Below are 25,306 nucleotides of genomic sequence, written 5' to 3' on the forward strand. Positions count from 1 at the left end.
CCTAAATTCAACATGAAGAAGAGACACCTAAGTAAAAAGCTGTTAATGCTAACTTTGGCAGGTTGTATCGGAGCCACTGGCTTAAGCAGCTGCTCCAGCCAGGAGGGCAACGAGGAAAACACAGAGACGACAACAGCAAACAACGAAAATAACATGAATATCAAGCAAGAGCCATTCGGCACAACCAGCGAAGGAGAAGAAACCACCCTCTACACCCTCACCAACGCCAATGGCATGCAGGTGCAGATTACAAACTATGGGGCCACTATCACCTCGGTGCTTGTGCCTGACAGGGAAGGGGAACTGGGCGATGTGGTGCTGGGCTTCGACAGTATGGAAGGTTATCAGAGTCCGGAGTACGTAAAAAGCGGACCTTACTTCGGCGCCATTGTGGGGCGCTACGGCAACAGGATAGCCAAGGGTCAGTTCACCGTCAACGGGGAAGAGTATCAATTGGCTACCAACAACGGCGAGAACCACCTGCACGGGGGAGACAAGGGCTTTGATAAAGTGATGTGGCAGGCAGAGCCGGTGCAAGGAGAGAACGCCCTGCGACTGACTTATGTGAGCCCAGACGGGGAGGAGGGTTATCCCGGCACGCTCACCAGCACCGTCACCTACACCCTCACCAACGACAACGAGATTAGGATAGACTACCAAGCCACCACTGACAAGGCCACGCCAGTAAACCTGACCAATCACAGTTACTTTAACCTGGCCGCAGGAGAGGCTGAGGATGCGCTGGGCCACGTGGTGACGATAAACGCAGACAAGTACACAGTGGTGGACGAGTCGCTGATTCCAACTGGGGAGTTGCGCGATGTGGAGGGCACGGTGATGGACTTCACTTCGCCTCAGACCATAGGCGCCCGCGTGAAGCAGGTGGAGGGCGGCGGCTACGACCACAACTACGTGCTCAACAACACAGATGATTCACTTGAGAAGGCGGCCACGGTATACGAGCCGACCAGCGGCAGGGTGATGGAGGTCTTCACCACAGAGCCCGGCATCCAGTTCTACTCCGGCAACTTCCTGGACGGCACCATCACCGGAAGCGGGAACAAAGTCTATAAGCAGCACTACGGCTTTGCGCTGGAGACCCAGCACTTCCCTGACTCTCCAAACCAGCCGGAGTTCCCTTCCACCATTCTGGAGCCGGGAAACACTTACGAAACAACAACCGTCTATAAGTTCTCAACTAGAGAAGAAGGACAATAGGAAAACTTCATAATAAAAAAAGCCTGCGTGAAGCAGGCTTTTTTTATTATCTGTTGCGCTCTTTCCAGAGCTGGTTAAACGATTTAGCAGGCACCTGCAGCGGCTCACGGCGTTTGCTCCAAGTGTCTTTCAGCACCTGTTTCAGCACAAAGTTCTTGGCAAAGGCAGGAGCCAGGTTCAGCAGCGTGCGGCTCTTCATCGCTTTCAGCCAGAACTTAATAGCTGTTGCCTCCCCACTATCGGCCATTCCCTGATCCACGCTCTGTTTGCGGTTAAGCAGCAGCAGGTTGTGGATGTTAATTTTAACCGGGCATACGGAAGTACAGGCACCGCAAAGAGAGCTGGCAAAGCTCAGGTGCTTGTTTTCGGCCATCCCATTATAATGTGGCGTGATAACAGAACCAATCGGGCCGCTGTAGGTGCTCTCGTAGGTATGGCCGCCAATGTTTTTGTAAACCGGGCATACATTCAGGCAGGCCCCACAGCGGATGCAGTTCAGCGCCTCGCGTTTTTCCGGCAGTGCCAGCAGGTCGGTGCGGCCGTTGTCCAGCAGAATCACATACATCTCTTCCGGGCCGTCCTTTTCCTTTGGCTGGCGCGGGCCCGTCATAATAGTATTGTACACAGTTACGTCCTGACCCGTGCCGCTGGTGCTCAGTAGTGGCCAGAAGAGGTCCAGGTCCATGATAGACGGAATCATCTTCTCGATACCCACAATGGCAATGTGCGTTTTCGGGAAGGTGGTGGAAAGGCGAGCATTGCCTTCGTTCTCTGTCACGGCTACGCCACCTACGTCTGCTATCAGGTAGTTACCCCCTGTTATACCTACCTCGGCAGCGGTGTATTTCTCTCGCATCAGCTTGCGGGCTACGGCTACGAGTTCTTCGGCATTGTCAGTGGGCGCGATGCCCAGCTTGCGCACAAACAGCTCAGAGATGTCTTTCTTAGACATGTGCATGGCCGGTGTTACGATATGATAAGGTCGCTGCTCCGCCAGCTGCACAATATACTCCCCCAGGTCGGTTTCTACGGTTTCAATGCCGTTCTTCTCCAGGTACTCATTCAGGTGAATTTCCTCCGTCGTCATCGACTTAGATTTTACGACAGAGCGGGCGCGCTTCCGCTTCATGATTTCACCTATTTCCTTCAGTGCCTCCTGGGCGTCGCGGGCCCAGATTACCTTACCGCCCCGCGCCGTGAAATTGGATTCAAACTCCATCAGGTACTTGTCCAGGTTATTGATGGTGTTCGTTTTTATATAGGAGCCCCGCTCGCGGGCCAGTTCATGGTCGGAGTACTGGGTAAGGCCACGCTGCACAGCGGTATTATACTTGCCGATGTTAAACTTGATGGTCGCGCGGTGGCCCTGGTCAAATGCTTTTGTCTCCGCGTCCAGCAGAAACTGTTTCAGTTTACTCATAATTATTCTCCCCCTACGTTCTTTCTCTGTATATGGCTGCACCTTAGGCAGTCATAAAAAAGAAAAACACCCTTAAAGTTAGGGTGTTTTTCTGAAAGCTAATAAAGCTGTAAATATTTATACTTCTAACAGCTGTTCCGGCCGCTGTAGTGTACTATTTTTTGTTGCTGTCTACCACAATGCGGTTTTCGCGGTTCGCTAACTCCCATGTTACATGGAAGGCCAGCCTTGCTACTTTCTCGGCACTCTCGAAGATGATTTTGTCAACCTCGTCTGACGGCTGGTGATAGTCATCGTGTACGCCATTAAAATAAAACACGATTGGAATACCGTGTTTGGCGAAGTTATAGTGGTCTGAACGGTAGTAGAAGCGGTTTGGGTCGTTCTCATCGTTGTAAGTGTAATCCAGCTTCAGTTTCACATACTTCTGGTTCATCTCCTCGTTTATCTGGTGCAGTTCCGATGAAAGCTTGTCTGCCCCGATAGAGTAGATGTAGTTGCTGTCGTTCGTCTTCTCGTGCTCCTTGTCCATGCGGCCAATCATGTCGATATTCACGTTGGCGACAGTGTTTTCCAGCGGAAAGATGGGGTTCTCTGAGTAATATTCAGAACCTAGCAGGCCTTTCTCCTCAGCTGTTACCGTCATAAACAGGATGCTGCGGCGTGGGCCGAAGCCATCTTTCTTTGCCTGTGCGAATGCCTCGGCCAGTTCTATTACAGCCACTGTGCCTGAGCCGTCATCGTTGGCACCATTAAAAATTTGGTCGCCCTGCAGTGTGCTGTCTACGCCCACGTGGTCGTAATGTGCTGTTACTACTATTACTTCGTCTTTCTTGTCAGAGCCCTCCACAAAGCCCAGCACGTTTTCAGTTGGAAGCGGGGAAGCGTCGCGCGAAGTTTTGATATTCACATCTTTTACTGCCGTAAGATTGGCTGCCACTGGTCCGCCTGCCTGTACTACCTGATTGGTATAATCAAAGAGTTTATCAGTGGTGATGCCAAACAGGGCAGCACCTGCAATTGGAGAAATAAAAACAGTTGCCGCGTTTTCCTGGTTGCCACTGTTTCTTAAGCCAATAGACGGACGGCTGGCGTATGCTTTGTAACGCTGCGTCAGGCTGTTAAATTCTGACTCGTTGGTGCCCGTCACGATAAGTACCGCTTTGGCACCGTGCTTTGTGGCGGCATTGCGTTTGGTGCGGTAGTCGTTGCCCCAGTCAGAGGCTTTATCTGTGCCGCTGATAAGGAAGTTGCCATTACTGTCTCTTGGCTCGCCTGCTAATACAACTACTACTTTGCCGGTTACGTCCTTGTTCGTATAGTCGGAGTAATTCTCTGCATCAATACCGTATCCGGCAAACACTGCATCAACGGCTTGCTCTGTCTGAAACGGAGAACTGCCCAGTACAAAGAAGTCCTGCATCATCAGGTATTTCTCTTCGCCAATTGTCATATAGCCGTCTCCCCACTGGCTTCTTTCCAGGTCGAAAGTTTGGTAATAAGGGTTGCTGCCGCCTTGTACCGGTCCGGTCAAACCATCCTCCCGGAACTCACGGGCAATGTATTCGGCGGCCATTTTCTGGCCTTTTTCACCAGTATTGCGCCCTTCATACTCATCTGATGCCAGAATGGTCAGGTGCCTGGAGAGGTCAGCGGCGGTAACGGTGCTGGCATATTGTGGAGCAACTTCAGTTAGCTGGGCCACATCTGTAACAGGGCCCTGCGGAGTAGAAGTGGTAGGTGTTTGCGCGCAGCCAAACCCAAGGGCGGCTAGCAGCAAATACCCATAGGCATTGTGTTTCATATTGTAGATTTGTTAGTTTAGATAAAGGTGTGGTTATTTAGACAAATGATATTCTGACAAAGGATAAAAGACGAAGCAGGCAGCTTTTCCCTGTATGACAACGTTATAGCTTGTTCGCTTCTACGGTACATCAGGTACTTTCGCCTGTGTCCCTCTTTTACTGCTTCATAATCAGTACGGTTGCGTAGGCGGCTACGCCTTCTTTTTTTCCTACAAAGCCTAAATTCTCGGTGGTGGTGGCTTTAATGGAAATATCTGCCTCCGGAATGCCCATTACTTCCGCCAGGCAGGTTTTCATGGCTGGGATGTGCGGGTTTACCTTTGGCTCCTGCAGGCATACGGTAGAGTCGATGTTGCCGATTTCGTAGCCTTCCATGGCCAGCAGGTGCACCACCTCTTTCAGCAGAATTTTGCTGTCGATGCCTTTGTACTTAGGGTCTTTATCGGAAAAGTTAAAGCCGATGTCACGCATGTTTGCTGCACCCAGCAAGGCATCGCAGATAACGTGAATCAGTACATCGGCGTCAGAATGGCCCAGTGCTCCGTGTGTATGCGGTATTTTGATGCCGCCGAGCCAGAAGTCCAATCCCTCCTGCAACTGGTGCACATCGTAGCCAAAGCCGGTTCTTATTTTCAGTTTCATGTAATTATACTTGTGTCCGAGCCTGTTGCGCTTCCCTTTGGCAGCAGGTCCAAAACGTAAAAGTAGCTTAATTTGTGCTGAAGTGGGCAAAAAGCATTCCGGTTTTTGATGTTGAGACATAATGCAGGTATTCTTTTTTAGCCTTTGCCTTGTAGAAGCTATAGCACCAGAAAAGGGATTGCCGCTAAAAAAACAGCCAGTTACCTTGCGGTAGCTGGCTGTAAAAAGATATATGAAAAAGCGTCTTTGGCTTAGGCCTCTGCCTCCACTAACGAAGGGTAATCGATATAGCCTTTGGCACCAGGAGAGTAAAAGGTGTTCTGGTCTGGTTTCTGGAGATCTGCATTCTGAGCAAATCGCTCCGGCAGGTCTGGATTTGCAATGAAAGGTACGCCGAAAGCCACCATATCAGCATCGCCTTCTTCTATTACTTTGTTGCCTGTTTCCTGCGTAAAGCCAGCGTTGATGATAAGGTTGCCTTTATATACCGGGCGGTAGCGTTTTGCAATATCTGACTCTGCATGCGGCACATCACTTACGTCTGAGAATGGCTCTGACAGGTGTAGGTAAGCCAGTTTATAGTCATTCAGCTTTTCAATAATATAATCGTAGGTTGGAATGGTGTCTTCATTCACGGTGATGCCGAAGCCGTTGTGCAGGCTTGGGTTCAGACGCACGCCTATCTTCTCAATCGGAATTACTGCCTTGATGGCATCCAGTACTTCAAACAGCAATTTGGCACGGTTCTCTTTAGAACCGCCATACTCATCTGTGCGGTGGTTGGCGGTGGTCACAAAAAACTGGTGGAACAGGTAACCATTAGAAGCGTGAACCTCCACTCCGTCAAAACCTGCAGCTATCGCGTTTTTAGCTGCGTTTTTGAAGTCTTGCACAATTTGCTTGATCTCCGGCACAGTCAACTCACGTGGCGTAACGGTGTCTTTAAAACCTTCCGGTGTATAAGACTTATCATTCGGATTAATAGGGGAAGGCGCCACCGGTAGTTCACCGTTATGGAAGTCAGGGTGCGACATACGGCCAACGTGCCACAGCTGCAGGAAAATCTTGCCTCCTTCTGCATGCACGGCGTCTGTTACTCTTTTCCAGCCTTCTACCTGCTCCTGCGAGTAGATGCCGGGTGTGTTGATATAACCTACGGCCTGCTTTGAAACCTGGGAACCTTCCGAAATAATCAGGCCCGCTCCGGCGCGCTGCGTATAGTAAGTTACCATCAGATCGTTTGGTATATTGCCTTCATTGTCTGCGCGGCTGCGCGTCATTGGGGCCATCACTACCCGGTTTTTCAATTCCAGGCCGTTGATAATTATTGGTTTCAAAAGTGATTGAGACATGTTTTTCTAAGTTAGAAAGTTAAAAAGTTAGAGGGTTAAAAAGTTAAGAGTACTGTATAGCTTCTGTTCCCTCCACCTTCATTCATAATTTATAATTCGTAATTCATAATTAATTTAATCCCAGTCAGGTGCGAAACCGGGGTCGATGAGGCGGTTGTTTGCCTGTGTCAGTTTGTCTATTTGCTGCACTTCCTCCTTTGTCAGTTCAAAATCGAAAATGTTGAAGTTGGACTGCATATGATTTTCTTTCGAAGACCTTGGAATAGCCAGGACCCCATCCTGCTGGATGAGCCAGCGAAGCGTGATCTGTACCTCGTTTTTGTTATACTTTTCACCAATCTGCTTCAGTGTGTCGTTACTCATCACTTTACCGTGCGCAATCGGGCTGTAGGCGGTTAGTGTAAGATCGTGCTGGCGCATATAGTTGTACAGCTTATTCTGGTTGAGGAAAGGGTGGTACTCCACCTGATTGGTGATGATGTTAGCACCTGTGGCTAGCACTTTATTCAGAAGTGCAGTGGTGTGGTTACTAACACCAATATGCTTCGTGTAGCCTTTTTCCTGTGCCTTCACCAACTCCCCTATGTATTCCTCCACAGGTACCTCCGAGTTTGGCCAATGTATGAGCAACAGGTCTAAAGCATCTGTTTTCAGCTTCTGCAGGCTCTCCTCCACGGAGGGTAGGAAGTCTTTCCTGCTTAGGTTAGAAGGGAGCACTTTTGTGGTCAAAAATACCTCCTCACGGGCTATACCTGATTCCTTTATGGCACTGCCTACGGCCGCCTCATTGCCATACATCTGGGCTGTGTCGATGTGGCGGTAGCCTGTATCCAAGGCAGCTTTGACCAGTTTGTGTGCTGTATCGCCGGTTAACTGGAAGGTGCCAAACCCCAGTGCGGGTATTGTAGCGCCTTTTATTTTTATGTCTTTCATAATCTGTTTATTATCGGTTAGTACATTACTTGTATATACAAATATTCAAGTAAAAAAATAGGCTACCCGCGTAGCTTGTCTAAAAGGTTACTTACTAAAACAGCTTCCTCCTGCGTCAGGTTATGAAGCTTCGCGAACAGCTTGGGGAAATTCTCGTCCACCTGTCCTAATTTACGCATCCCTGGTTCTGTGATACGCACCTCAATCATACGTCGGTTCGTCTGGCAGATATCACGGGTCACATAACCTTTCTCAATCAGCTTATCAATGAGGCGCGTAACGTTTGAGTTCCGATCCACCATCCGGTTCTGAATATCGCCAAAACATACCGGGTCAGGTTGCTGCCCACGTAATATGGCCAGCACGTTGTGCTGCTGCAGGGTAAGACCTAAATCTTTAAAGAAAGGCATCAGTTGCTGGTTCAACCAGTTGTTCGTAAACAACAGGTTAGCCAGCAGGCGACGGTAGTCGTCCTTGAAATTCTTCTGATGTATTTCGTCTTCTATGCGCATAGCTCCTTTAATGGGAACAAAGGTACGAATGATATTTGTATATACAAAATTTGTAGGTGTAAGGTTACTGTCATAACAAAAGATGTGTTGGCAAAGGGGCTTCTGGAAGACTTGTCTAAAGGAAAAAGGCATTTGGACAAAAGATATAAAACGACAGGTAACAAAAGGCAGAGGTGGGGATAATAGCCAGAAAATTCTGTGTCAGAAAGCTTCCTCAGTAAGACGAAAAAGATCGCTACTCCATGATCGTTTACAACAAAAGTGAAGGTTAAGTGTGCTACATTTTTAATTACAAGTATAATAGAAGCAAAATTCCTTGCCTATTATAAATGTAGTTTATACATTTAATAAATGAATTTTAAATTACTAAACTGTATCTTTAAATATGCATAACCTTCATCTAAATATTAAACCACTCCTTTCCCTGATTCTGGCTTTGTTTCTGGGAAGCACTAACCTGCTGGCACAGTCGCGTGACGTTATTGTGCATGATCCGGTTATGATCAAGCAGAATGACACTTATTATGTTTTTCATACAGGGGAGGGTATTCATGTGAAATCATCGAAGGACTTAAAAAACTGGAAGCAAGAAAAGCCGGTTTTTGCAAGCACTCCAAGCTGGGTCACTGAGATGATTCCGAAATTCGATGGCAACATCTGGGCACCCGACATCATTCAGCACAACGGCACCTACTACCTGTATTATTCTGTGTCTTCTTTTGGTCGCAACAACTCAGCCATAGCAGTGGCCACCAACAAAACTCTGAATCCCAATGATCCAAATTTCAAGTGGGAAGACAAGGGTGTCGTTATCCAGTCTGTGCCGGGCCGCGATATGTGGAATGCCATTGATCCGAATGTCATATTTGATGACAAAGGCACACCCTGGATGACCTTTGGTTCCTTCTGGCAAGGCCTTAAATTAGTGAAGTTAAATCCTGACCTGACTTCTGTTGCCACTGGCCCTGACCAGAGCTGGCAAACTATTGCAGCCAGAGAACGAAACTGGCTGCTGGATGAGCGGGATGCAGGCGATGCCGCCAATCCTGAACTGGACTATGAAACGCTATATACGACGGAGATGCTGGAGCAGGCCAGGAACATGAAAAATGGCTCTATTGAAGCTCCGTTTCTATTTAAGAAGAACGGCTACTACTACCTGTTTATGTCCTGGGACCGCTGCTGCCGTGGTTTGGAAAGCACGTATAAAGTTCTGGTAGGCCGATCGAAAGACATAACCGGCCCTTACCTTGACAAGGAGGGTAAAAAGCTGGTTCATGGTGGAGGAACATTGGTTGCGCAGGGCAATGATGAGTGGGCGGCTGCAGGGCACCCGGCTGCCTATACCTTTGACGGGAAAGATTACCTGATTTTCCATGCTTACGACAAAAAGGACGAAGGCAAACCTAAACTAAGAATTAAAGAAATGAAGTGGGGCAAAGACAACTGGCCTTCCATCAACATGAAAGACTAAGTTTTAGCCTGCAGCATGGCACCGAGCGTTTGAGCAGGTGACCTAAGCGGGCTGAGCGAAAGTATTTAAAAAAGGAATGGCTGCCAAAGTATGGCAGCCATTCCTTTTTTGGTTGAAATATGGTGGTAAGGCTTACGCCTCTGCTTCTACTGGCTCTTGCACCTTGTCTTTCTTTTTCTCCGCTTTGTACAGTAGCGTGGAGCAGTTGTTCGGGTCCAGTACCTGCTTTGCGCACCGCAGAATGTCCTGTGGCGTCACAGCCTGTACTTTCTCTCCTTCCAGGTTAATGAGGTTCGCATCACCCATGAGTTTACTATAGGCCAGGTTCATGGCACGGTTCAGCAGCTCAATCTCAGAAAACACAATAGCCGTTTCCGCCTGATTTTTCACCTTGTTCAGCTCTTCCTCATCTACCATTTTATCCATCAGTTCCTGGTTGATAGCCTCAATGGCAGCGTTCGCTTCCTGCAGGTCCACACCCTCATTCAGTTTGCCCTGTATAATCAGCAGCCCCTGCTCCACAGAACCTGAAACTGAAGCCGTAATGGAATTGAACAGCTTCTGCTCTTTTACCAGTTGGTCATACAGCCTGCTCGACTTTCCACGGCCCAGTATGTCACTGATAAGGTCAACGGCATGATAGTCATCCTCAGTGCGGGCAGGCATGTGGTATGTCTTGTAGATGGCATTTAACGGTACATCGGCGCTTGTCTCCAGTACGCGCGGCTCTGTTTGCTTTGGCTCTCTGGGGGTGTTGCGGACATATCTCTCCCCGGCAGGTATCGGACCGAACCATTTTTCTGTCAGCTCTTTTGCGCGCTCGAACGTTACGTTGCCGGCCACTACCAGTATGGCATTGCTCGGGGAGTAATGCTTCCGGAAGAAAGCCTTTACAATATCCATCGTCGCCTCTTCTATATGAGAAATTTCTTTGCCGATGGTCGCCCATTTGTACGGATGCTCCTTGTAAGCCAGCGGACGCAGTTTGAGCCACACATCGCCGTAAGGCTGGTTCAGGTAGTTTTGCTTAAACTCCTCTACCACCACCTTGCGCTGCACCTCCAGGCCGTTCTCGCTAAAGGCCAGTTCCAGCATGCGGTCCGACTCCAGCCAAAAGCCGGTCTCAATGTTCTGTGCCGGAAGCGAGAGGTAATAGTTCGTGATGTCGGGGCTGGTGAAGGCGTTGTTCTCGCCGCCTACACGCTGTAAAGGCTCATCATAAACAGGTATGTTTTTCGAGCCGCTGAACATCAGGTGCTCAAAAAGATGGGCAAAACCAGTGTGGGCTTCTTCTTCATCTCTGGATCCTACATCATACAGCACGTTCAGCACGGCCATGGGGCTGGTGTGGTCTTCGTGCACAATCACACGGAGGCCATTATCAAGTGTAAATTCTCTAAATTCTATCATAGGTAGTTGTTACATTGTTGAATTGCTAAATTGTTGATTTAAGTTCTCGGTCATTCAATCTAAAAATCAATTTTCAAACCATTGAACAATTAAACTATTCAGCCATTCAGCTTTTGAAATAAGAACAAAATTAAAAAAGAGCGGCATAAATTTCAGGTCACCCGCCAATACATTAACTTGCCACCATATAACAAGGTTTCCTTTTTACAGATGAACTATAACATCCAAGACTATACCGAAGACGAACTCATCAGCCTTTACCGCGCTATCCTGAAGCCGCGCATGATTGAGGAGCGCATGCTGGTGCTGCTGCGGCAGGGCAAAGTGAGCAAGTGGTTCTCAGGTATCGGCCAGGAAGCTATTTCGGTAGGGTCGGCGCTGGCCTTAGAGAAAGATGAGTATATTCTGCCCCTGCACCGCAACCTGGGCGTGTTCACGAGCCGCGAAGTTCCATTAGATCGTTTGTTTGCCCAGTTCCAGGGTAAAACCACCGGCTTTACCAAAGGCCGCGACCGTTCTTTTCATTTCGGGAGCAACGAGCACCATATTGTCGGGATGATTTCGCACCTGGGGCCACAACTGGCGGTGGCAGATGGCATTGCCCTGGCTGATTTGCTGGAGAAGAAAGAGAAAGTAACACTGGTGTTTAGTGGCGATGGAGGGGCTTCAGAAGGAGATTTCCATGAGGCCCTGAACGTAGCAGCCGTGTGGGGCCTGCCCGTTATCTTCATGATTGAAAACAATGGCTACGGTTTATCCACACCGAATAACGAGCAATTCAAGTTCAGGCACTTTATAGACAAAGGTCCGGCTTACGGCATAGATGCCCTGCAGATTGACGGCAACAACGTGCTGGAAGTGTACGATACCGTGCGGCAGGCAGCCTCCAGCATCCGCAAAAATCCGCGCCCAATGCTGATAGAGGCCATTACGTTTCGGATGCGCGGCCACGAAGAGGCCAGCGGTACCAAATACGTGCCGCAGGAGCTGTTTGAGAAGTGGGCGAAAAAAGACCCTGTGGAAAACTTCGAGAAGTTCCTGCTGGAAGAGCTCATCCTGACGCAAAAGGTAATGGACAGTATAAGAGGAGAGATAGCGGCCGAGATAGAGGCTGGGCTTCAGGCGGCTTTTGCTACGCCAATGCCGGAAGCCAACAGGCAGGAGGAACTGGCGGATGTGTATAAGTCCTTTGACCAGGAGGTGATAAAGCCAGCTTCGGAAGGAAAAACAGAACGCCGCTTTGTGGATGCCGTTTCGGATGCCATACGCCAAAGCATGGAGCGTTACCCGGAACTGGTGCTGATGGGGCAGGACGTGGCGGAGTACGGCGGAGTGTTTAAAGTGACGGAGGGCTTTGTTGATAAGTTCGGCAAAGAACGCATTCGTAACACGCCATTGTGTGAGTCCGCTATACTTGGTGTAGGCCTCGGGATGTCGGTGCGCGGTAAAAAGAGCATTGTGGAAATGCAGTTTGCAGATTTTGTGAGCACAGGTTTCAGCCAGATTGTAAACAACTTGGCCAAAAGCCATTACCGCTGGGGCCAGGCTGCCGACGTGGTGGTGCGCATGCCTACAGGAGCGGGCGCAGCGGCAGGTCCATTTCATTCACAGAGCAATGAGGCGTGGTTTTTCCACACCCCTGGTCTGAAGGTGGTCTATCCCTCCACACCCTATGATGCCAAAGGCTTGCTGAATGCGGCCATAGAAGACCCGAACCCGGTGATGTATTTTGAGCACAAGCTGTTGTACCGCTCTATCTCGCAGGAGATACCAAATGACTATTATACCGTAGAAATTGGCAAAGCCAGAACAGTAGCTGAAGGCACAGACTTGACCATCATCACCTATGGTATGGGCGTGCACTGGGCCAGCCAGTTGCAGCAAGAGCTGACAGATGCAAGCCTTGAAATACTGGACCTGCGCTCGCTGCTGCCCTGGGATAAAGAAGCCGTGCAGCAGGCTGTTGCAAAAACAGGCCGTGTGCTTGTATTGCATGAGGACACCCTAACAGGAGGCATTGGCGGTGAGATTGCTGCCTGGATTGGAGAAAACTGCTTTGAACTGCTGGATGCTCCGGTAGCCCGTGTCGCCAGCCTGGATACGGCTGTTCCGTTTGCGCCACAGTTAGAGCAGGACTTCCTGCCAAAGCAGCGCCTTCGCCAGAAAGTGGAAGCCATGTTGGCGTATTAAGTTATATTTGCTTATACTGTACAAGTACTATATCAAAACATAAAGCACCATGCCATGCGCATACTTCGGTCATTTCTTTTAGCCTCGCTTTGCATGGGGCTGCTGCTGGGTACCGGCTGCCAGCGTAAAGGTATTCCCTGCCCCAAGCCAACAGGCAATAAGAACCGTGTAAAAATGACCACACAAGCAGGACAGGGGTTTGAGGCCATCAAAGTACCCCGGGATAAGAATGGCAGAGTGAAGAAAGGAGGCTGGCGTATATGGTAAGCAACGGAAACTACTTTTGTGAAGAACAGTATAATCTCCTGAAAATATGAAAGAGATGATGGTGAGTACTGCAGTGAAAAAGGCTCTCAAAGTAATACTGCCCCTGGTGCTGTTGCTCCTTTTCGGAGCTCTGCCAGGCTATGCTCAGATTAGCTTTAAGGCGCATGAAAACCATGGGCGGGAGGTGCGCAAATCTCTGAAAGAGGCTGCCAAAGCGGACCTTGCCTACAAAGAAACTCATCTTAACACAAACACTTACACCTTCAGGAAGGGAACGGCTGCCCGCAAGCGGGCAAAAAAAGATGAGCTTGCCAGCTACCAGTTTAATGAGAGGGGCAAGCCCATAAGATGGTATCACTTCCTGAAGAAGAAAAGGAAGCAGGAGAGAAAGAAAGATTAATTTAACTAAAGAAGGAAAAGGAGAGACAGCTATGAACTGGCACCCGCTAACAAGCCCGGAGCAACTGGATGAAGTAATACAAGAGTCGAAAGAGACACCGGTGGTGATTTTTAAGCACAGCACCTCGTGTTCTATCAGCTCCACGGCTAAAAGCCGCATAGAGCGCCAGTGGGAAGGCGCTGGCTTAGACCATGTAAAAACCTATTACCTGGATTTACTGCGATACCGGCCAGTGTCGAACGAGGTAGCCGAGGCGCTGCAGGTTGAGCACCAGTCGCCGCAGCTGTTGCTGGTGCAGGATGGAGTTTGCACCTACAATGCCTCCCATATGAGTATTGGCGTAGATGCACTGAAGAAAAAAGTAACGGCGTAGCGATAATTATCAGGCTGCCACGCCGTTAATGCTTTAGTACTGAAAAGTTACCGACTGCTTGATGTCGGGGTGCAGGCTAAGTGCTACAGGGCAGGTGCGGGCAGCCTTTTCCAGCATCGCCTTCTCTTTCTCAGAATAGGTTTTGCCGACCGGCATAGTAAAGTGCAGTACCACCTCTGCAATGCGGCGTGGCTCAGCAGCCATAACCTTTGTGGTTTCTACCGCGATGCCGTCAATGTCGATACCGGCGCGGTTGGCGACAATACCCATGATGGTCATCATACAGGAGCCCAGCGCGGAAGCAACAAGGTCGGTTGGCGAGAAAGCCTCCCCTTTGCCGTTGTTGTCAACAGGGGCGTCGGTGATGATGGTATTGCCAGAGGCAAGGTGTTGAGCAGTAGTGCGCAAGCCTCCCTGGTAAGTGCTGCTTATAGTAGCCATAGGTATAAACTCTGTTTTGATATCAGCGTAAAGATACTTACTTTTATACAATCCAAAACTCAAAAATTACTTGGTGAGAACCCTTATACTCCTGTTTGCTTTCGCACTGTTGGCAGCCGCTCCGGCTAAAGCCCAGTCCGAGGAAGATGAAGGCTTTCAGAATGAGCTGAGCTATGGCGTTAATTTCAACTCCAATGGCGGCCTTATCGGAGGTGCTTTCATTCGCTCTACTTTTTTCATGAATGATAACATGTACCAGTTCGGTGCCATAGAGGTTGTAGAAGTAAAGCACCCGAAAGAAAACCGCTACTTCAGCCCTATTTCCGGTGAGTCCTTTGTGGATGGTAAACAGAACTACCTTTTTGTAGTGCGGCCACATTATGGCCGTGACCTGGTTTTGTTCAGGAAGGCGCCGGAGTCGGGGGTGCAGGTAAATGCCCTCGCAGCTGCAGGGCCGTCACTTGGCTTACTGGTGCCGTATTATATTGATTATAATTATGGTGGCCAGGGCACCGATATACGCACAGAGCAGTATGACCCGAGCCGCCACCAGGACAGAGACTATATTCTTGGCAGCGACAGTGTGCTCAGGGGGCTCGGAGAAGCTAGCCTGAACCCCGGCGTACATTTCAAAGCGGGTCTCACCTTTGAGTACGGCCGCTACCGCGAGAGCATTGCCGGCATAGAGGTAGGTTTTCTGGTAGAGCGCTTTCTCAACACACCCATCATTATCCCGGATGCTGACAATCACAAAACATTCACTTCCGTTTACCTGAACCTGTACTACGGCAGCCGTAATTAGAGCACGTTTACATCTGGTGCTGAATGCGTAAAGGAGTGTTGTCAGGTCCTGGAAACATCTATTTGCAACTCAAAAGAGAAAGTTTAAACACGCTCTGAAACCATCCCCGAACAAACAGAGCAGCTACTTTGTTACAGAGGCAAAACCTGTAAGGGTTACATTTTTAGCCCAAGGTTAACCTCTTAACCCATAACTTCCTATCTTTGCACCATGGATGAATTAATGACACTTCCGGTTATACAGCCTAATGCACAGCCCGAGGGGCTGAACGCGCTGGGCCAGCCACGCAAGCCAAACTGGCTGCGTGTAAAACTACCGGTTGGGAAGGAGTACGCCAAAGTAAGAAGCATTGTAGACGAATATAAACTGCACACCATCTGCGAAAGCGGCAACTGCCCTAACATGGGTGAGTGCTGGGGTGCAGGTACAGCCACCTTCATGATCTTAGGCAATGTATGTACCCGCAGTTGCTCATTCTGCGCTGTGGCTACCGGCCGCCCAAACGAGTACGACGAAGATGAGCCGCGCCGTGTGGCAGAGGCTATCAAACTAATGGGAGTAAAACATGCCGTGATTACTTCTGTGAACCGCGACGAACTGAAAGACCGTGGCGCTGCCGTCTGGCACGATACGGTGAAGCAAGTGAAGCTCATGTCGGCAAGCACTACCATTGAAACACTGATTCCGGATGTGAAAGCAAACTGGGATGCCTTGATCACGATGATTTCTCCAGGACAGGAGGTCGTATCGCATAATATGGAGACAGTAAAAGAGCTGTACCGCCGTGTACGCCCGCAGGCGAAGTATGACCGCAGCTTAGAGCAGATCCGTCGCACCAAGGAGTATGGCAAGCGAACCAAAACCGGTATCATGCTGGGCCTCGGCGAAACCCGGGAGCAGGTGTACCAGGCCATGGACGACCTTACAGCCAACGGTTGCGATATCCTGACCTTAGGGCAGTATCTGCAACCTACCAAGATGCACTTGGAGGTAGCAGAGTTTATTCACCCCGACCTGTTCGACCATTATCGTGAGGAAGGCTTGAAAAGAGGAATCAAGTATGTGGAGTCTGGCCCGTTGGTGCGGTCTTCTTATCACGCAGAGCGCCACGTAAACGTTTAATATAAGCTGTACATAAGCAAAGAATATAAAAAACCCGGCTACATAGGATGTAGCCGGGTTTTTTATTGCACAATTTTTCAGGAAATCATTTTTGAAGTTGAGCGAATTATAGTGCTGCATTTAACGCTATTGAGGTTTTTAGAATAAAGTGTATTTTATTTCTTATATATTTAAACATATAGTTTTATAATATATAAATATCATTACTTTTGCTTTCAGAAACCATGGAATGTCCCGATAGTTTTTTCTACAGGCACTGTAAAGCGGATGCTTTAAGTTCCTCTTGTATAAATTAGTCAGTATATATAGATCAATTTATATTTATTTACAATTTTTTCTTTGTTTCGGAAACTAAATAAAGAAAGGCAAGTATATACGGGGGAGTATATATATGTACTTATATCTATTTATATTTGAATTAATCTAAACAGGAACTACCATTTTGCTTTACTAACACTATATGAACCGAGCTTTACTTCTAGTCTTCTTCTTTCTGACACTGGGCGTTTCCCTTAGCCTTGCACAGTCAGACCCCGCGCTAAAGAGGGCAACCACCTTCACCGTGCTGGCTTCCACAGAAATCATCAACAACGCAGACCGGACAGGGGTGACAGGAAACGTGGGAGTACATCCGGGCAATTCTATTATCGGCGAGGATCGAATGAGCATTTTGCAGGGGCGAACCGAAAAAGGTACTGCCATCGCCGCAGCTGCTCAGGAAGATGCGCTAGCCGCGTATAATCATTTCTTAGCACAGAAGGACCACGACGAAACTAAAACGCTTTCTTCTATAATTGGAACCGGGACAACGTTAACACCTGGTGTTCATAAGATAAGTGGAGACCTCAGTTTGCAGGGCAGGTTAACGCTGGAAGGGTTGGGTGACGATAATTCTACTTTCATCATTATCGTGGATGGCAATCTCCTGTCTGAGTCCCCTAATGCCAGTATTATAGGACAGAATGGGGGCCACGTGAAAAACCTTTTTTGGATCATAAGCGGAGAAGTCAGATTAGGTAGTATATCTGCGATGAAAGGCAACATGCTGGCTAAAAGAGATATAACATTGGCTGGTGTAACTGTAGAAGGCCGGGCTATATCGCTGGAAGGTAAGGTAATATTCAATGGAGAAAGGAACAACCTGTTCCTGCCTTCAACCATAGACCCCAACTTGAGTGTTGTCAAAACAGCACCAGCTAGAGACTATCGTGTGGGTGACCAAATTACTTACACCATTTTAGTGCACAACGAAGGTCCGGGTACGGCTACGGTCGTGAATATGAAAGAGCGATTCCCGGCAAGCCTGCGCTATATACCTGGTTCTGCTGTTTATACTGACGGCGTATTCGATGAAAGCGACTATATCTGGTCATTAGACTTCCTGCAGTTCGGTGAGAGCCGGGAGATAGAGCTTACATTTGAAATTCTAAGCGCAGGCAGAATTGTCAATACGGTTATTGTTGAAAGTGAAGAAAAAGACCCTCAGATAGAAGACAATGAGGATGAAGTAATCATTGAAGTACCGGAAATAAGCTCAAACCTCAACGTTACGAAAGTAGCAGCAGGCGCACCTTATTATGTAGGTGGCAATGTAACCTACACCATCACGGTGAACAATATAGGCCCATACGATGCAAAAGCGGTAACACTGACAGAGGTGCTTCCGGAAGGCTTAGGGTTTGTTTCTGCCACTGCTAGCCAGGGTGCTTATGATAACATTACAGGGCTTTATACAATCGGCGACTTAGCAGTAGGTAGCCAGGCAACGCTTACACTGGTAGCAAAGATAAACGCACCGGGTAAAATTGTAAACACGGTTACTGTATCTCCTGGTGGTAATGTGCCGGACTTAACACCGGGTGACAACACAGGTGGAGAAGAAATTGAGGCAACCTGCGTACCGGTAGCAGCAGTTGAGATTACAGGTAACCTGAGCCTTTGCGAAGGAATCACGAATGCTGTGTTCGAGGCAACTCAAGTACCAGGTGCCACTTATACTTTCACCGTTACAGGCGGCCTGACAAAAGTTTCTCAGACTGGTAACAGCATAACAGTGAGTGCCGGTGCCGCTTCAGGTACAGTGGAAGTATCGGTGACAGACCTCTGCGGTAACACCTTTACCGCCTCAAAGGAAATCAAAGTTTTAAATAGACTGGCGAACCCGACTATTGAAGGACCAGCTAAAGTTTGCCAGAACAGTACAGGCAACGCGTATCGTGTGGCCGATTACGGCGATGATGCAACTTACACCTGGGTGGCAACAGGCGGCCTACAGATAACCGCTGGCGAAAACACACCTGCGGTGGAATTAAGCGCAGGCTTGGCAGGTGGCACCTTAACATTAGTTGTAAGCAACGGCTGCTTTACCACTACACTTGTTTCCAAAGCGATAACCACTACTACTTTACCAAATGCACCAACTGCTATAACCGGTAGCGCAACAGTATGTGTAGGTAACCAGGTAACGTACAGCACCGCAGCAGTAGCCAGAGCCGACAGTTATTTATGGACTGTGCCTGCTGGCTGGACGGTAGTTTCAGGGGAAGGTACCAGAACAATTACACTACAGGTTGGCAACACTCCGGGCAATGTAGACCTAAGCGTGGCAGCGGCCAATGCATGCGGTAACACAAGCGCTGCTACTATAGCGGTACAGGTAAATGAAACACCAGCAGCTCCTGCAGCCATCACCGGCGAAATAACTGCATGTGCAGGAACTGATGTAACCTATACTGTAGCTGCTGTTGCAGGAGCGACAGGCTATACCTGGACACCTCCAACTGGCTGGCGCATCGTTAGCGGGGGAGGCACTGCAAGCGTTACTTACAAAGTTGGCGCAGCAGGCGGAAACATCACCGTAACAGCAGACAATGGATGCGGTAGCAGCCCGGTTACAACACTAGCTGTAACAGTAAACGACAAACCGGCAACCCCGGGTGCCATCACAGGCCCATCTGCCGTGTGTGCCGAAGGAACAGGTAATGTGTATAGTGTAGCTGCCGTAGACGGTGCTACAGGATATGTATGGACGGTGCCTGATGGCTGGGCAGTCGAGAACGGGCAGAATACTACCAGCATTACCGTAACAGCAGGTGAAACGGCAGGTGCTATCAAAGTAAAAGCAACAAACGAATGCGGCGACAGCGGGGAGCGCACTTATAACAGCACCATCAGTCCAGTGCCGGCAGCTCCGGTGGCTATTACTGGCGCGGCAACTGTATGCGCCGGCACTGAAGCAACCTATGCGGTGGCTGCCGTAGCAGGTGCTACCGGTTATACCTGGACACTGCCTGCAGGCTGGAGTATCGTAAGTGGCGAAGGCACAGCACGGGTAACTGTGCAGGTTGGCACAGCAGCAGGTGCTATCAGTGTAACAGCAGACAACAACTGCGGTGGCAGCTCCGCAGCAACGCTGGCAGTAACGGTGAATGACAAACTTGCCGCTCCGGCTATAACAGGAGAGGTAGGTGCCTGTATCGGAGAAAGCCTAACTTATACCATTCCTGCTGTAACTGGCGCCACGGGTTATGCGTGGGCAGTGCCGGCTACCTGGACATTGGTTAGCGGCCAGAACACGACCAGCATTGTAGTGGAAGTAGGTGAAGAGGCAGGTCAGGTTACAGTAGGCGTGATAAATGGTTGTGGAACAGGCAATGCCGCTACTTTAAATGTGGCTCCAGTGCTGGCTCCGACCGAAACAAATGAGATAGTTGGTAACAGCGCCGTGTGTGAGTACGGGGAGACCGTAACGTATACGCTGGCTACTGTAGAAGATGGCGTAACATACACCTGGGCAGTGCCTGCCAACTGGGCACTAGTATCCGGCCAGGGAACAGGCACCATCACGGTGAACACGACAGCAACTGCAGGAACTGTCTCTGTTATTGCAACTAACACCTGCGGCACCGCTCAAAGCATCTCCAAAGATGTCAGCATCACAGTGCCGCCGGTTTCACCAGGTGTCATTACAGACAACAGTAATGTATGCGACGGCCTGACTTACACCATCAATGCTGTGACAGGAGCGACAGGTTATACCTGGACTGTTCCGTCAGGCTTCACCATCACTTCAGGTCAGGGCACAACCACCATCACCGTAACAGCGGATAGCCCGACTGCAGCGGGTCAGGTAACAGTGGCCGCCCTAAACGGTACTTGCAGCGGCATTGCCGCCAGCGCAACAATAGATATTTCACTTGCCGATGGCCAGCTTAACTTCCCGAAAGCCTTTAGCCCGAACGGAGACGGCAAGAATGATACCTGGGTTATAACGAATCTGGAGAAGTTCACAGCCAATGAGGTGACCATCTTTAACCGCTGGGGTTCTGAAGTATACAAAACAAGAAACTACCAGAGCAACTGGAGTGCAAGCAAACTGGAGCCGGGTACTTACTTCTATAAGGTAAGGGTAACATTATGTGAGGGCGTTGTAAAAGAGTTCACTGGCTATACAACCCTTTTCCGATAAGCAGTGGTTATGAAATCTGAAACTTCAATGAATATGAGAATACTTTATTTATTGCTGGCGCTGTTGTTCACAACAGCAGCCAGCGCACAGCAGAATCCGCAGTACTCCCAATACATTTTCAACAGCATGGGAATTAACCCGGCTTATACCGGAAGTAAAAACGTGCTGAACCTGAACGCTTTCCACCGTTCGCAGTGGACAGGAATTGACGGAGCGCCCACTACGCAGTCGCTGGCTGTGGATGGCGTGCTGGCAAACGACCGGGTGGGCGTGGGCCTGAACCTGACACGAGATGAAATAGGCGCGCAGAGCACGCTCAGCGCCTATGCTAACTTTGCAGTGAAGCTGCAGCTGAGTGAGAACTCTGTCATAAGTTTAGGTATAGCGCCTGGCCTGGTGCAGAACATGATAGACGGCACAGCACTCGGCAACTTTGAGGGTGACGACGCGATTCCTTCAGGCAAAGAAGTGTACATCAAGCCAGACGTTAAAATTGGTGCCTACTACCACACAAACCGTTTTTATGCTGGCCTGTCTGCTTCAGACCTGCTGCAGTACAAAGACATGCAGCAGATAGAGCCGCAGCGCCACTACTACTTCACGACAGGTTATGTGTTTGATGTAAGTCCTTTTGTGAAAGTAAAGCCAAGCGTGCTCATCAAAGAAGATTTCAACGCACCGGCTAACATCGACCTGAATGCCTTTGTGCTGCTGGGCGACCGCCTGTGGCTGGGCAGCTCTTACCGCACCAGCATGAACCTGATAGGCGAAGCGGAAGGAGAGGGTTTGAGCAGACCTACGGCAGTGGCGCTCATCGCGGAGCTGCAAGTGCTCAAGACACTTCGCCTCGGCTACTCTTACGATAAGATGCTGAACGGCCTGAGTGGCTACAACACGCACGAGGTATCCGTTGGATACTACTTCTTCAAAAAGAAGAAAGAGACAAAAATGCTCACACCGCAGTACTTTTAACCATTAGCGCTTACACCTATGAGATATAAATACACACCCTTATGTTTAGTTGTGGCGGCGATGTTAGGTTTTGGCCCTGTGGCGCATAGCCAGTCATCCCTTCGCAAGGCAAACAAACAATACGAGAATTACGAATTCGCTTTGGCGCTGGAAAACTACCAGGAGGCCATCCAGAAACGCACACCAGATTTAGAGACAGCCACACGCATCGCGGATGCATACCGCCTGACGCGCCAGACAGCGCAAGCCGAAAACTGGTACGGTAAAATAGTGAAGATGACCGGCCGCGAGCCGATAAACCTGTTCTACTTTGCGGATGCACTGCGCAGCAACGGCAAATATGCAGAGGCAAAAGAGCAGTACATGGCATGGGGCGAAGAAATGCCCGACAAAGCAGAGCAGGCCCAGGAGCTGATAGAGGCAACAGAAATGGCAGCAAGATGGATGCGTCAGCCTGCTGTGGCCAAAGTAGAGCCGCTGCAAGTGCTTAATTATGCTAACTACTCCGATTTCAGCCCGATGCAGTACGGCAACAAAGGCATTATCTTCACTTCTGACAGGGGAGTGAAGCCGGTCACCGGCGATAAAAAGAAAGACCAGGCGCTATTGCACGGCTGGACCGGCCGCCCTTATCTGCAGTTGTTTACCGCTGAGCAGGATGTGCAGGGTAACTGGGGCAACCCCATGCCACTGCAGGATGTCATCAACTCCGACTATCACAACGCTACTGCTTCTGCCGCTGAGGATGGTAAAACGCTTTACTTTACCCGCACGCAGGTAATGCAGAGAAAAATGCATGTAAATTCTGACCCAACCAGTTGGGTAAAAGCGGCCGAGCCAGAGGCGAAGGATTACGTGAACCGCCTAGAGATATTCACTGCTGAAAAGCAAGGCGGAAGCTGGAGCAACATTCAGCCTTTCGTATACAACAAGGTAGAGGAATATTCAGTAGGTCACCCCGCACTGTCACCCGATGGGCAGGTGCTGTACTTTGTGTCTGATATGCCGGGAGGTATGGGCGATACGGATGTATACTACTCCCTTCGCAAGGCCGACGGCAGCTGGGGTGAACCAATAAATGCAGGTACTGTTGTCAACACCCCGGGCCGTGAGAGTTTCCCTTATGTAGACGCCAAAGGTAAGCTGTTCTTTGCTTCTGATGGCCATGTAGGTATGGGTGGCCTTGATATCTTCTCTGCTGAGGGAACACAAGGCAACTGGCGTAAAGTTAAAAATATGGGTTACCCGGTTAACACGCCGAAGAACGACTACGGCATCATGTTTACAGAGCCGGGTAAGAAAGGGCTGCTGTCATCTAACCGCGATGCCAGCAATGGAACGGATGATATATTTACCTTCGATATCCTGAACAAGCCGGTAGTGCTTGCCATCACCACACTCGAGCGTAAGCAAGACAAGCAGAAGCGGACGGTGCAGGAGCTTCTTCCTGAAACAAGAATCGTAATGGCTCAGAAGAGTATAAAAGATTCTACTGTGTTTGTCACAGACGAGCGCGGTAAGCACTTCTTGGATGGCAGAGCAGGGGATGCTTATACCTTTATGGGTGAGAAGCACGGTTACCTGAAAATGCAAACCACTGCAGAGGTGCCAGCATCAGCCCCTGACACCGTAGAGGTGGTGTTGCTGTTTGACAAGAATGAACTGGAGAAAGCCATTGTGCTGGAGAATATCTACTACGACCTTGACAAGGCGGATATCCGTACGGATGCTGCAAGTGAGCTGAACAAGCTGGCCACGCTGCTGGAAAATAACCCGCAAATCGAGATTGAGCTGAGTGCCCACACCGATAGCCGCGAGAGTCAGGATTACAACCAAATCCTTTCAGAGCGAAGAGCTCAGTCCGCTGTAGATTACCTGGTATCCAGGGGTATAGACAGAAGCAGGCTGACTGCCAAAGGCTATGGTAAAACAAGGCTGGTGAATGGTTGTGGGGATGGCGTGATATGCTCTGAGGAAGATCATCAAAAGAATCGCCGTACAGAATTCGTCATCAAGAAAAATTAATACCACTATCGGCTGGGTTCATGCGCATTGCATTTTACTGTCTGCAGATTCCCCTCCTGGGGGTAGGGGCCCTCTTGGGAGGGGCAGGGGTGGGTTCTGCAGAACAGCTTCGTGCGCAGTATTTAGTGTGATAACGATATAATAAATCTAACAGACACCAATGAAAAAGAGGCTGGCCAAATCGGTCAGCCTCTTCTTGTTACTGGATATTTGTTTTAGTCTTTCTCTGAATCTAAAGCTTATTTCTTAGAAGCTACACGGTAAATAACACCATTATCATCATCTGCTATCAGCAGTGAGCCATCCCGGTGCTGTGCTATACCTACCGGCCGCCCAAAATGGGACTTGCCATCCTCCATTAAAAATCCGGTTACAAAATCCTCAATTTGCTTAGGCTGACCGTTTTCGAAACGCACCCGCACTACTTTATACCCAACAGGTTCACTCCGGTTCCAGGAGCCGTGCAAGGTTACAAGGGCATCTCCCCTGTACTCCTGCGGAAAGTGAGAGCCAGTGTAGAAAACGAGGTCCATAGGAGCGGAGTGTGCATCATACGTCAGTACAGGGAACTCTGTTTTCTTTGCATACTCTTCCCATGTCATGTTTTGTGGCGGCTCATCTGCCAGGTTGGCTTCGCCGTCTTCGTAAACATAAGGCCAGCCGTAGTTTCCACCATCAACTATCTTATTGAGTTCCTCCTTCTGTGTGGTGTCTCCCAGCCAGTCGATGCCGTGGTCAAAGCCGTATAGCTCTTTAGACTGTGGGTGCCAGTCGAAGCCAATCATATTGCGCAGGCCTTTGGCGTAAATGCGGCGGCCGGAGCCGTCGGGTTTCATCTGCACCAGCGTAGCGCTCTCTTCTCCTGTTTCTTTGCAGGCGTTGCAGGTGCTTCCTACAGATACATACAACATGCCGTCAGGCCCAAACTCAATCGTGCGGTTGGCATGCTGGCCCCCGGCAGGAAAATTTGTGGCAACGGTTTTCAACTCGCCCAATGTGCCGTCTTTGTTAATGTCGGCCGAGTAAATGTCATACACTGTCATCAGGTAAGCTTTACCATCGCGGATTGCAATGCCGTGCATCTGGTCTTTTGTCGCAACCACTTTCTGCTGGTCTGCTTTTCCGTCGTTGTTTGTGTCGCGGAGCATGGTCACAGTGCCTTTGTCGCGGTCAGTGGCGTATACTGTGCCGTCGGAGTTAACTGCCAGCATGCGCGGCTTGTTCAGGTTTTCAGCAAACTTAGTTATCGTAAAGCCGGCGGGTACCTTCAATTGGCGTACCCGTTCGTCGGTGGCGGGTACTTTAACAGGTTTATAAATATGCCCTTCCATGGAGGCAGTTATAGGCTGACCGCTGTTTTGTGCCGTGGCAGCCGAAAAAGTAAAGGCTAAGCCTATTGCCAAGGCGGTGTTAAATGTTTTCATAGTTTTACTTTGTGTCTTGTATCGTAGCGGCATCCTGGAACAAGATGCTTTATGGT

At 49.4% G+C, this 25,306-nt stretch carries 20 protein-coding genes; 11 read left to right on the plus strand and 9 right to left on the minus strand.

Annotated features, from left to right (window positions below; genetic code table 11):
- Positions 1–12: 12 nt before the first annotated feature.
- On the plus strand, positions 13–1,218 hold the full coding sequence (locus E1919_RS16220; RefSeq protein WP_162054455.1) for an aldose epimerase family protein: 1,206 nt from the start codon (positions 13–15) through the stop codon (positions 1,216–1,218).
- 46 nt (positions 1,219–1,264) lie between these two features.
- Here E1919_RS16220 and E1919_RS16225 read toward each other — a convergent pair whose 3' ends face one another.
- The 6 genes from E1919_RS16225 to E1919_RS16250 all read right to left on the minus strand — a co-directional run bounded on the left by E1919_RS16225 (position 1,265) and on the right by E1919_RS16250 (position 7,882).
- Entirely contained in the window at positions 1,265–2,638 is a 1,374-nt protein-coding gene (locus E1919_RS16225; protein ID WP_162054456.1) for a LutB/LldF family L-lactate oxidation iron-sulfur protein, read from the minus strand.
- 154 nt (positions 2,639–2,792) lie between these two features.
- Positions 2,793–4,442 carry a M28 family peptidase gene (locus E1919_RS16230; RefSeq protein ID WP_162054457.1) on the minus strand — a complete coding sequence of 550 codons (1,650 nt, stop codon included), beginning with the start codon at positions 4,440–4,442 and terminating at the stop codon, positions 2,793–2,795.
- A gap of 157 nt (positions 4,443–4,599) precedes the next feature.
- Complete coding sequence (ispF, locus tag E1919_RS16235) at positions 4,600–5,085, minus strand: 2-C-methyl-D-erythritol 2,4-cyclodiphosphate synthase (RefSeq protein WP_162054458.1); 486 nt, start codon at positions 5,083–5,085, stop codon at positions 4,600–4,602.
- A 251-nt stretch (positions 5,086–5,336) separates the two neighbouring features.
- Entirely contained in the window at positions 5,337–6,437 is a 1,101-nt protein-coding gene (locus E1919_RS16240; protein ID WP_162054459.1) for an alkene reductase, read from the minus strand.
- Positions 6,438–6,551: 114 nt separating this feature from the next.
- On the minus strand, positions 6,552–7,370 hold the full coding sequence (locus E1919_RS16245; protein WP_162054460.1) for an aldo/keto reductase: 819 nt from the start codon (positions 7,368–7,370) through the stop codon (positions 6,552–6,554).
- A gap of 62 nt (positions 7,371–7,432) precedes the next feature.
- Positions 7,433–7,882 (minus strand): MarR family winged helix-turn-helix transcriptional regulator, encoded by a 450-nt coding sequence (locus E1919_RS16250; protein ID WP_162054461.1) that lies wholly within the window; start codon positions 7,880–7,882, stop codon positions 7,433–7,435.
- A 385-nt stretch (positions 7,883–8,267) separates the two neighbouring features.
- Between E1919_RS16250 and E1919_RS16255 the strand changes: the two genes are divergently transcribed.
- On the plus strand, positions 8,268–9,356 hold the full coding sequence (locus E1919_RS16255) for an arabinan endo-1,5-alpha-L-arabinosidase (protein ID WP_162054462.1): 1,089 nt from the start codon (positions 8,268–8,270) through the stop codon (positions 9,354–9,356).
- 132 nt (positions 9,357–9,488) lie between these two features.
- Here the strand turns inward: E1919_RS16255 and E1919_RS16260 are convergent, their stop codons facing one another.
- Positions 9,489–10,766, minus strand: coding sequence for a M16 family metallopeptidase (locus E1919_RS16260; protein WP_162054463.1), 1,278 nt, complete (start codon positions 10,764–10,766; stop codon positions 9,489–9,491).
- Positions 10,767–10,976: 210 nt separating this feature from the next.
- On the opposite strand from E1919_RS16260, the gene E1919_RS16265 reads away from it, so the two are divergent.
- Genes E1919_RS16265 through ytxJ form a run of 4 tightly spaced genes read left to right on the plus strand, consistent with a single transcriptional unit; the run spans position 10,977 to position 13,996 of the window.
- The gene (locus tag E1919_RS16265; protein WP_162054464.1) at positions 10,977–12,956 is read left to right on the plus strand and encodes an alpha-ketoacid dehydrogenase subunit alpha/beta; all 1,980 of its coding nucleotides are present in this window, start codon (positions 10,977–10,979) and stop codon (positions 12,954–12,956) included.
- Positions 12,957–13,010: 54 nt separating this feature from the next.
- Positions 13,011–13,223, plus strand: coding sequence for a hypothetical protein (locus E1919_RS16270; RefSeq protein WP_162054465.1), 213 nt, complete (start codon positions 13,011–13,013; stop codon positions 13,221–13,223).
- A gap of 46 nt (positions 13,224–13,269) precedes the next feature.
- Entirely contained in the window at positions 13,270–13,623 is a 354-nt protein-coding gene (locus E1919_RS16275; RefSeq protein WP_162054466.1) for a hypothetical protein, read from the plus strand.
- A gap of 31 nt (positions 13,624–13,654) precedes the next feature.
- Complete coding sequence (gene ytxJ / locus E1919_RS16280; protein ID WP_162054467.1) at positions 13,655–13,996, plus strand: bacillithiol system redox-active protein YtxJ; 342 nt, start codon at positions 13,655–13,657, stop codon at positions 13,994–13,996.
- A 33-nt stretch (positions 13,997–14,029) separates the two neighbouring features.
- Here ytxJ and E1919_RS16285 read toward each other — a convergent pair whose 3' ends face one another.
- Entirely contained in the window at positions 14,030–14,437 is a 408-nt protein-coding gene (locus E1919_RS16285) for an OsmC family protein (protein WP_162054468.1), read from the minus strand.
- A gap of 73 nt (positions 14,438–14,510) precedes the next feature.
- Between E1919_RS16285 and E1919_RS16290 the strand changes: the two genes are divergently transcribed.
- The 5 genes from E1919_RS16290 to E1919_RS16310 all read left to right on the plus strand — a co-directional run bounded on the left by E1919_RS16290 (position 14,511) and on the right by E1919_RS16310 (position 23,826).
- The gene (locus E1919_RS16290) at positions 14,511–15,239 is read left to right on the plus strand and encodes a hypothetical protein (protein ID WP_237144503.1); all 729 of its coding nucleotides are present in this window, start codon (positions 14,511–14,513) and stop codon (positions 15,237–15,239) included.
- Positions 15,240–15,449: 210 nt separating this feature from the next.
- On the plus strand, positions 15,450–16,361 hold the full coding sequence (lipA, locus tag E1919_RS16295) for a lipoyl synthase (RefSeq protein ID WP_237144516.1): 912 nt from the start codon (positions 15,450–15,452) through the stop codon (positions 16,359–16,361).
- 460 nt (positions 16,362–16,821) lie between these two features.
- Complete coding sequence (locus E1919_RS16300; RefSeq protein WP_162054470.1) at positions 16,822–20,829, plus strand: ice-binding family protein; 4,008 nt, start codon at positions 16,822–16,824, stop codon at positions 20,827–20,829.
- A 33-nt stretch (positions 20,830–20,862) separates the two neighbouring features.
- Positions 20,863–21,801 carry a PorP/SprF family type IX secretion system membrane protein gene (locus E1919_RS16305; protein ID WP_162054471.1) on the plus strand — a complete coding sequence of 313 codons (939 nt, stop codon included), beginning with the start codon at positions 20,863–20,865 and terminating at the stop codon, positions 21,799–21,801.
- 18 nt (positions 21,802–21,819) lie between these two features.
- Positions 21,820–23,826, plus strand: a complete 2,007-nt coding sequence (locus E1919_RS16310) for an OmpA family protein (protein ID WP_162054472.1) — start codon at positions 21,820–21,822, stop codon at positions 23,824–23,826.
- A 239-nt stretch (positions 23,827–24,065) separates the two neighbouring features.
- Here E1919_RS16310 and E1919_RS16315 read toward each other — a convergent pair whose 3' ends face one another.
- Positions 24,066–25,250, minus strand: coding sequence for a PQQ-dependent sugar dehydrogenase (locus E1919_RS16315; protein WP_162054473.1), 1,185 nt, complete (start codon positions 25,248–25,250; stop codon positions 24,066–24,068).
- Between the last annotated feature and the right edge of the window lie 56 nt (positions 25,251–25,306).

This window comes from Pontibacter pamirensis, from assembly GCF_010015475.1.
Lineage (GTDB): Bacteria > Bacteroidota > Bacteroidia > Cytophagales > Hymenobacteraceae > Pontibacter > Pontibacter pamirensis.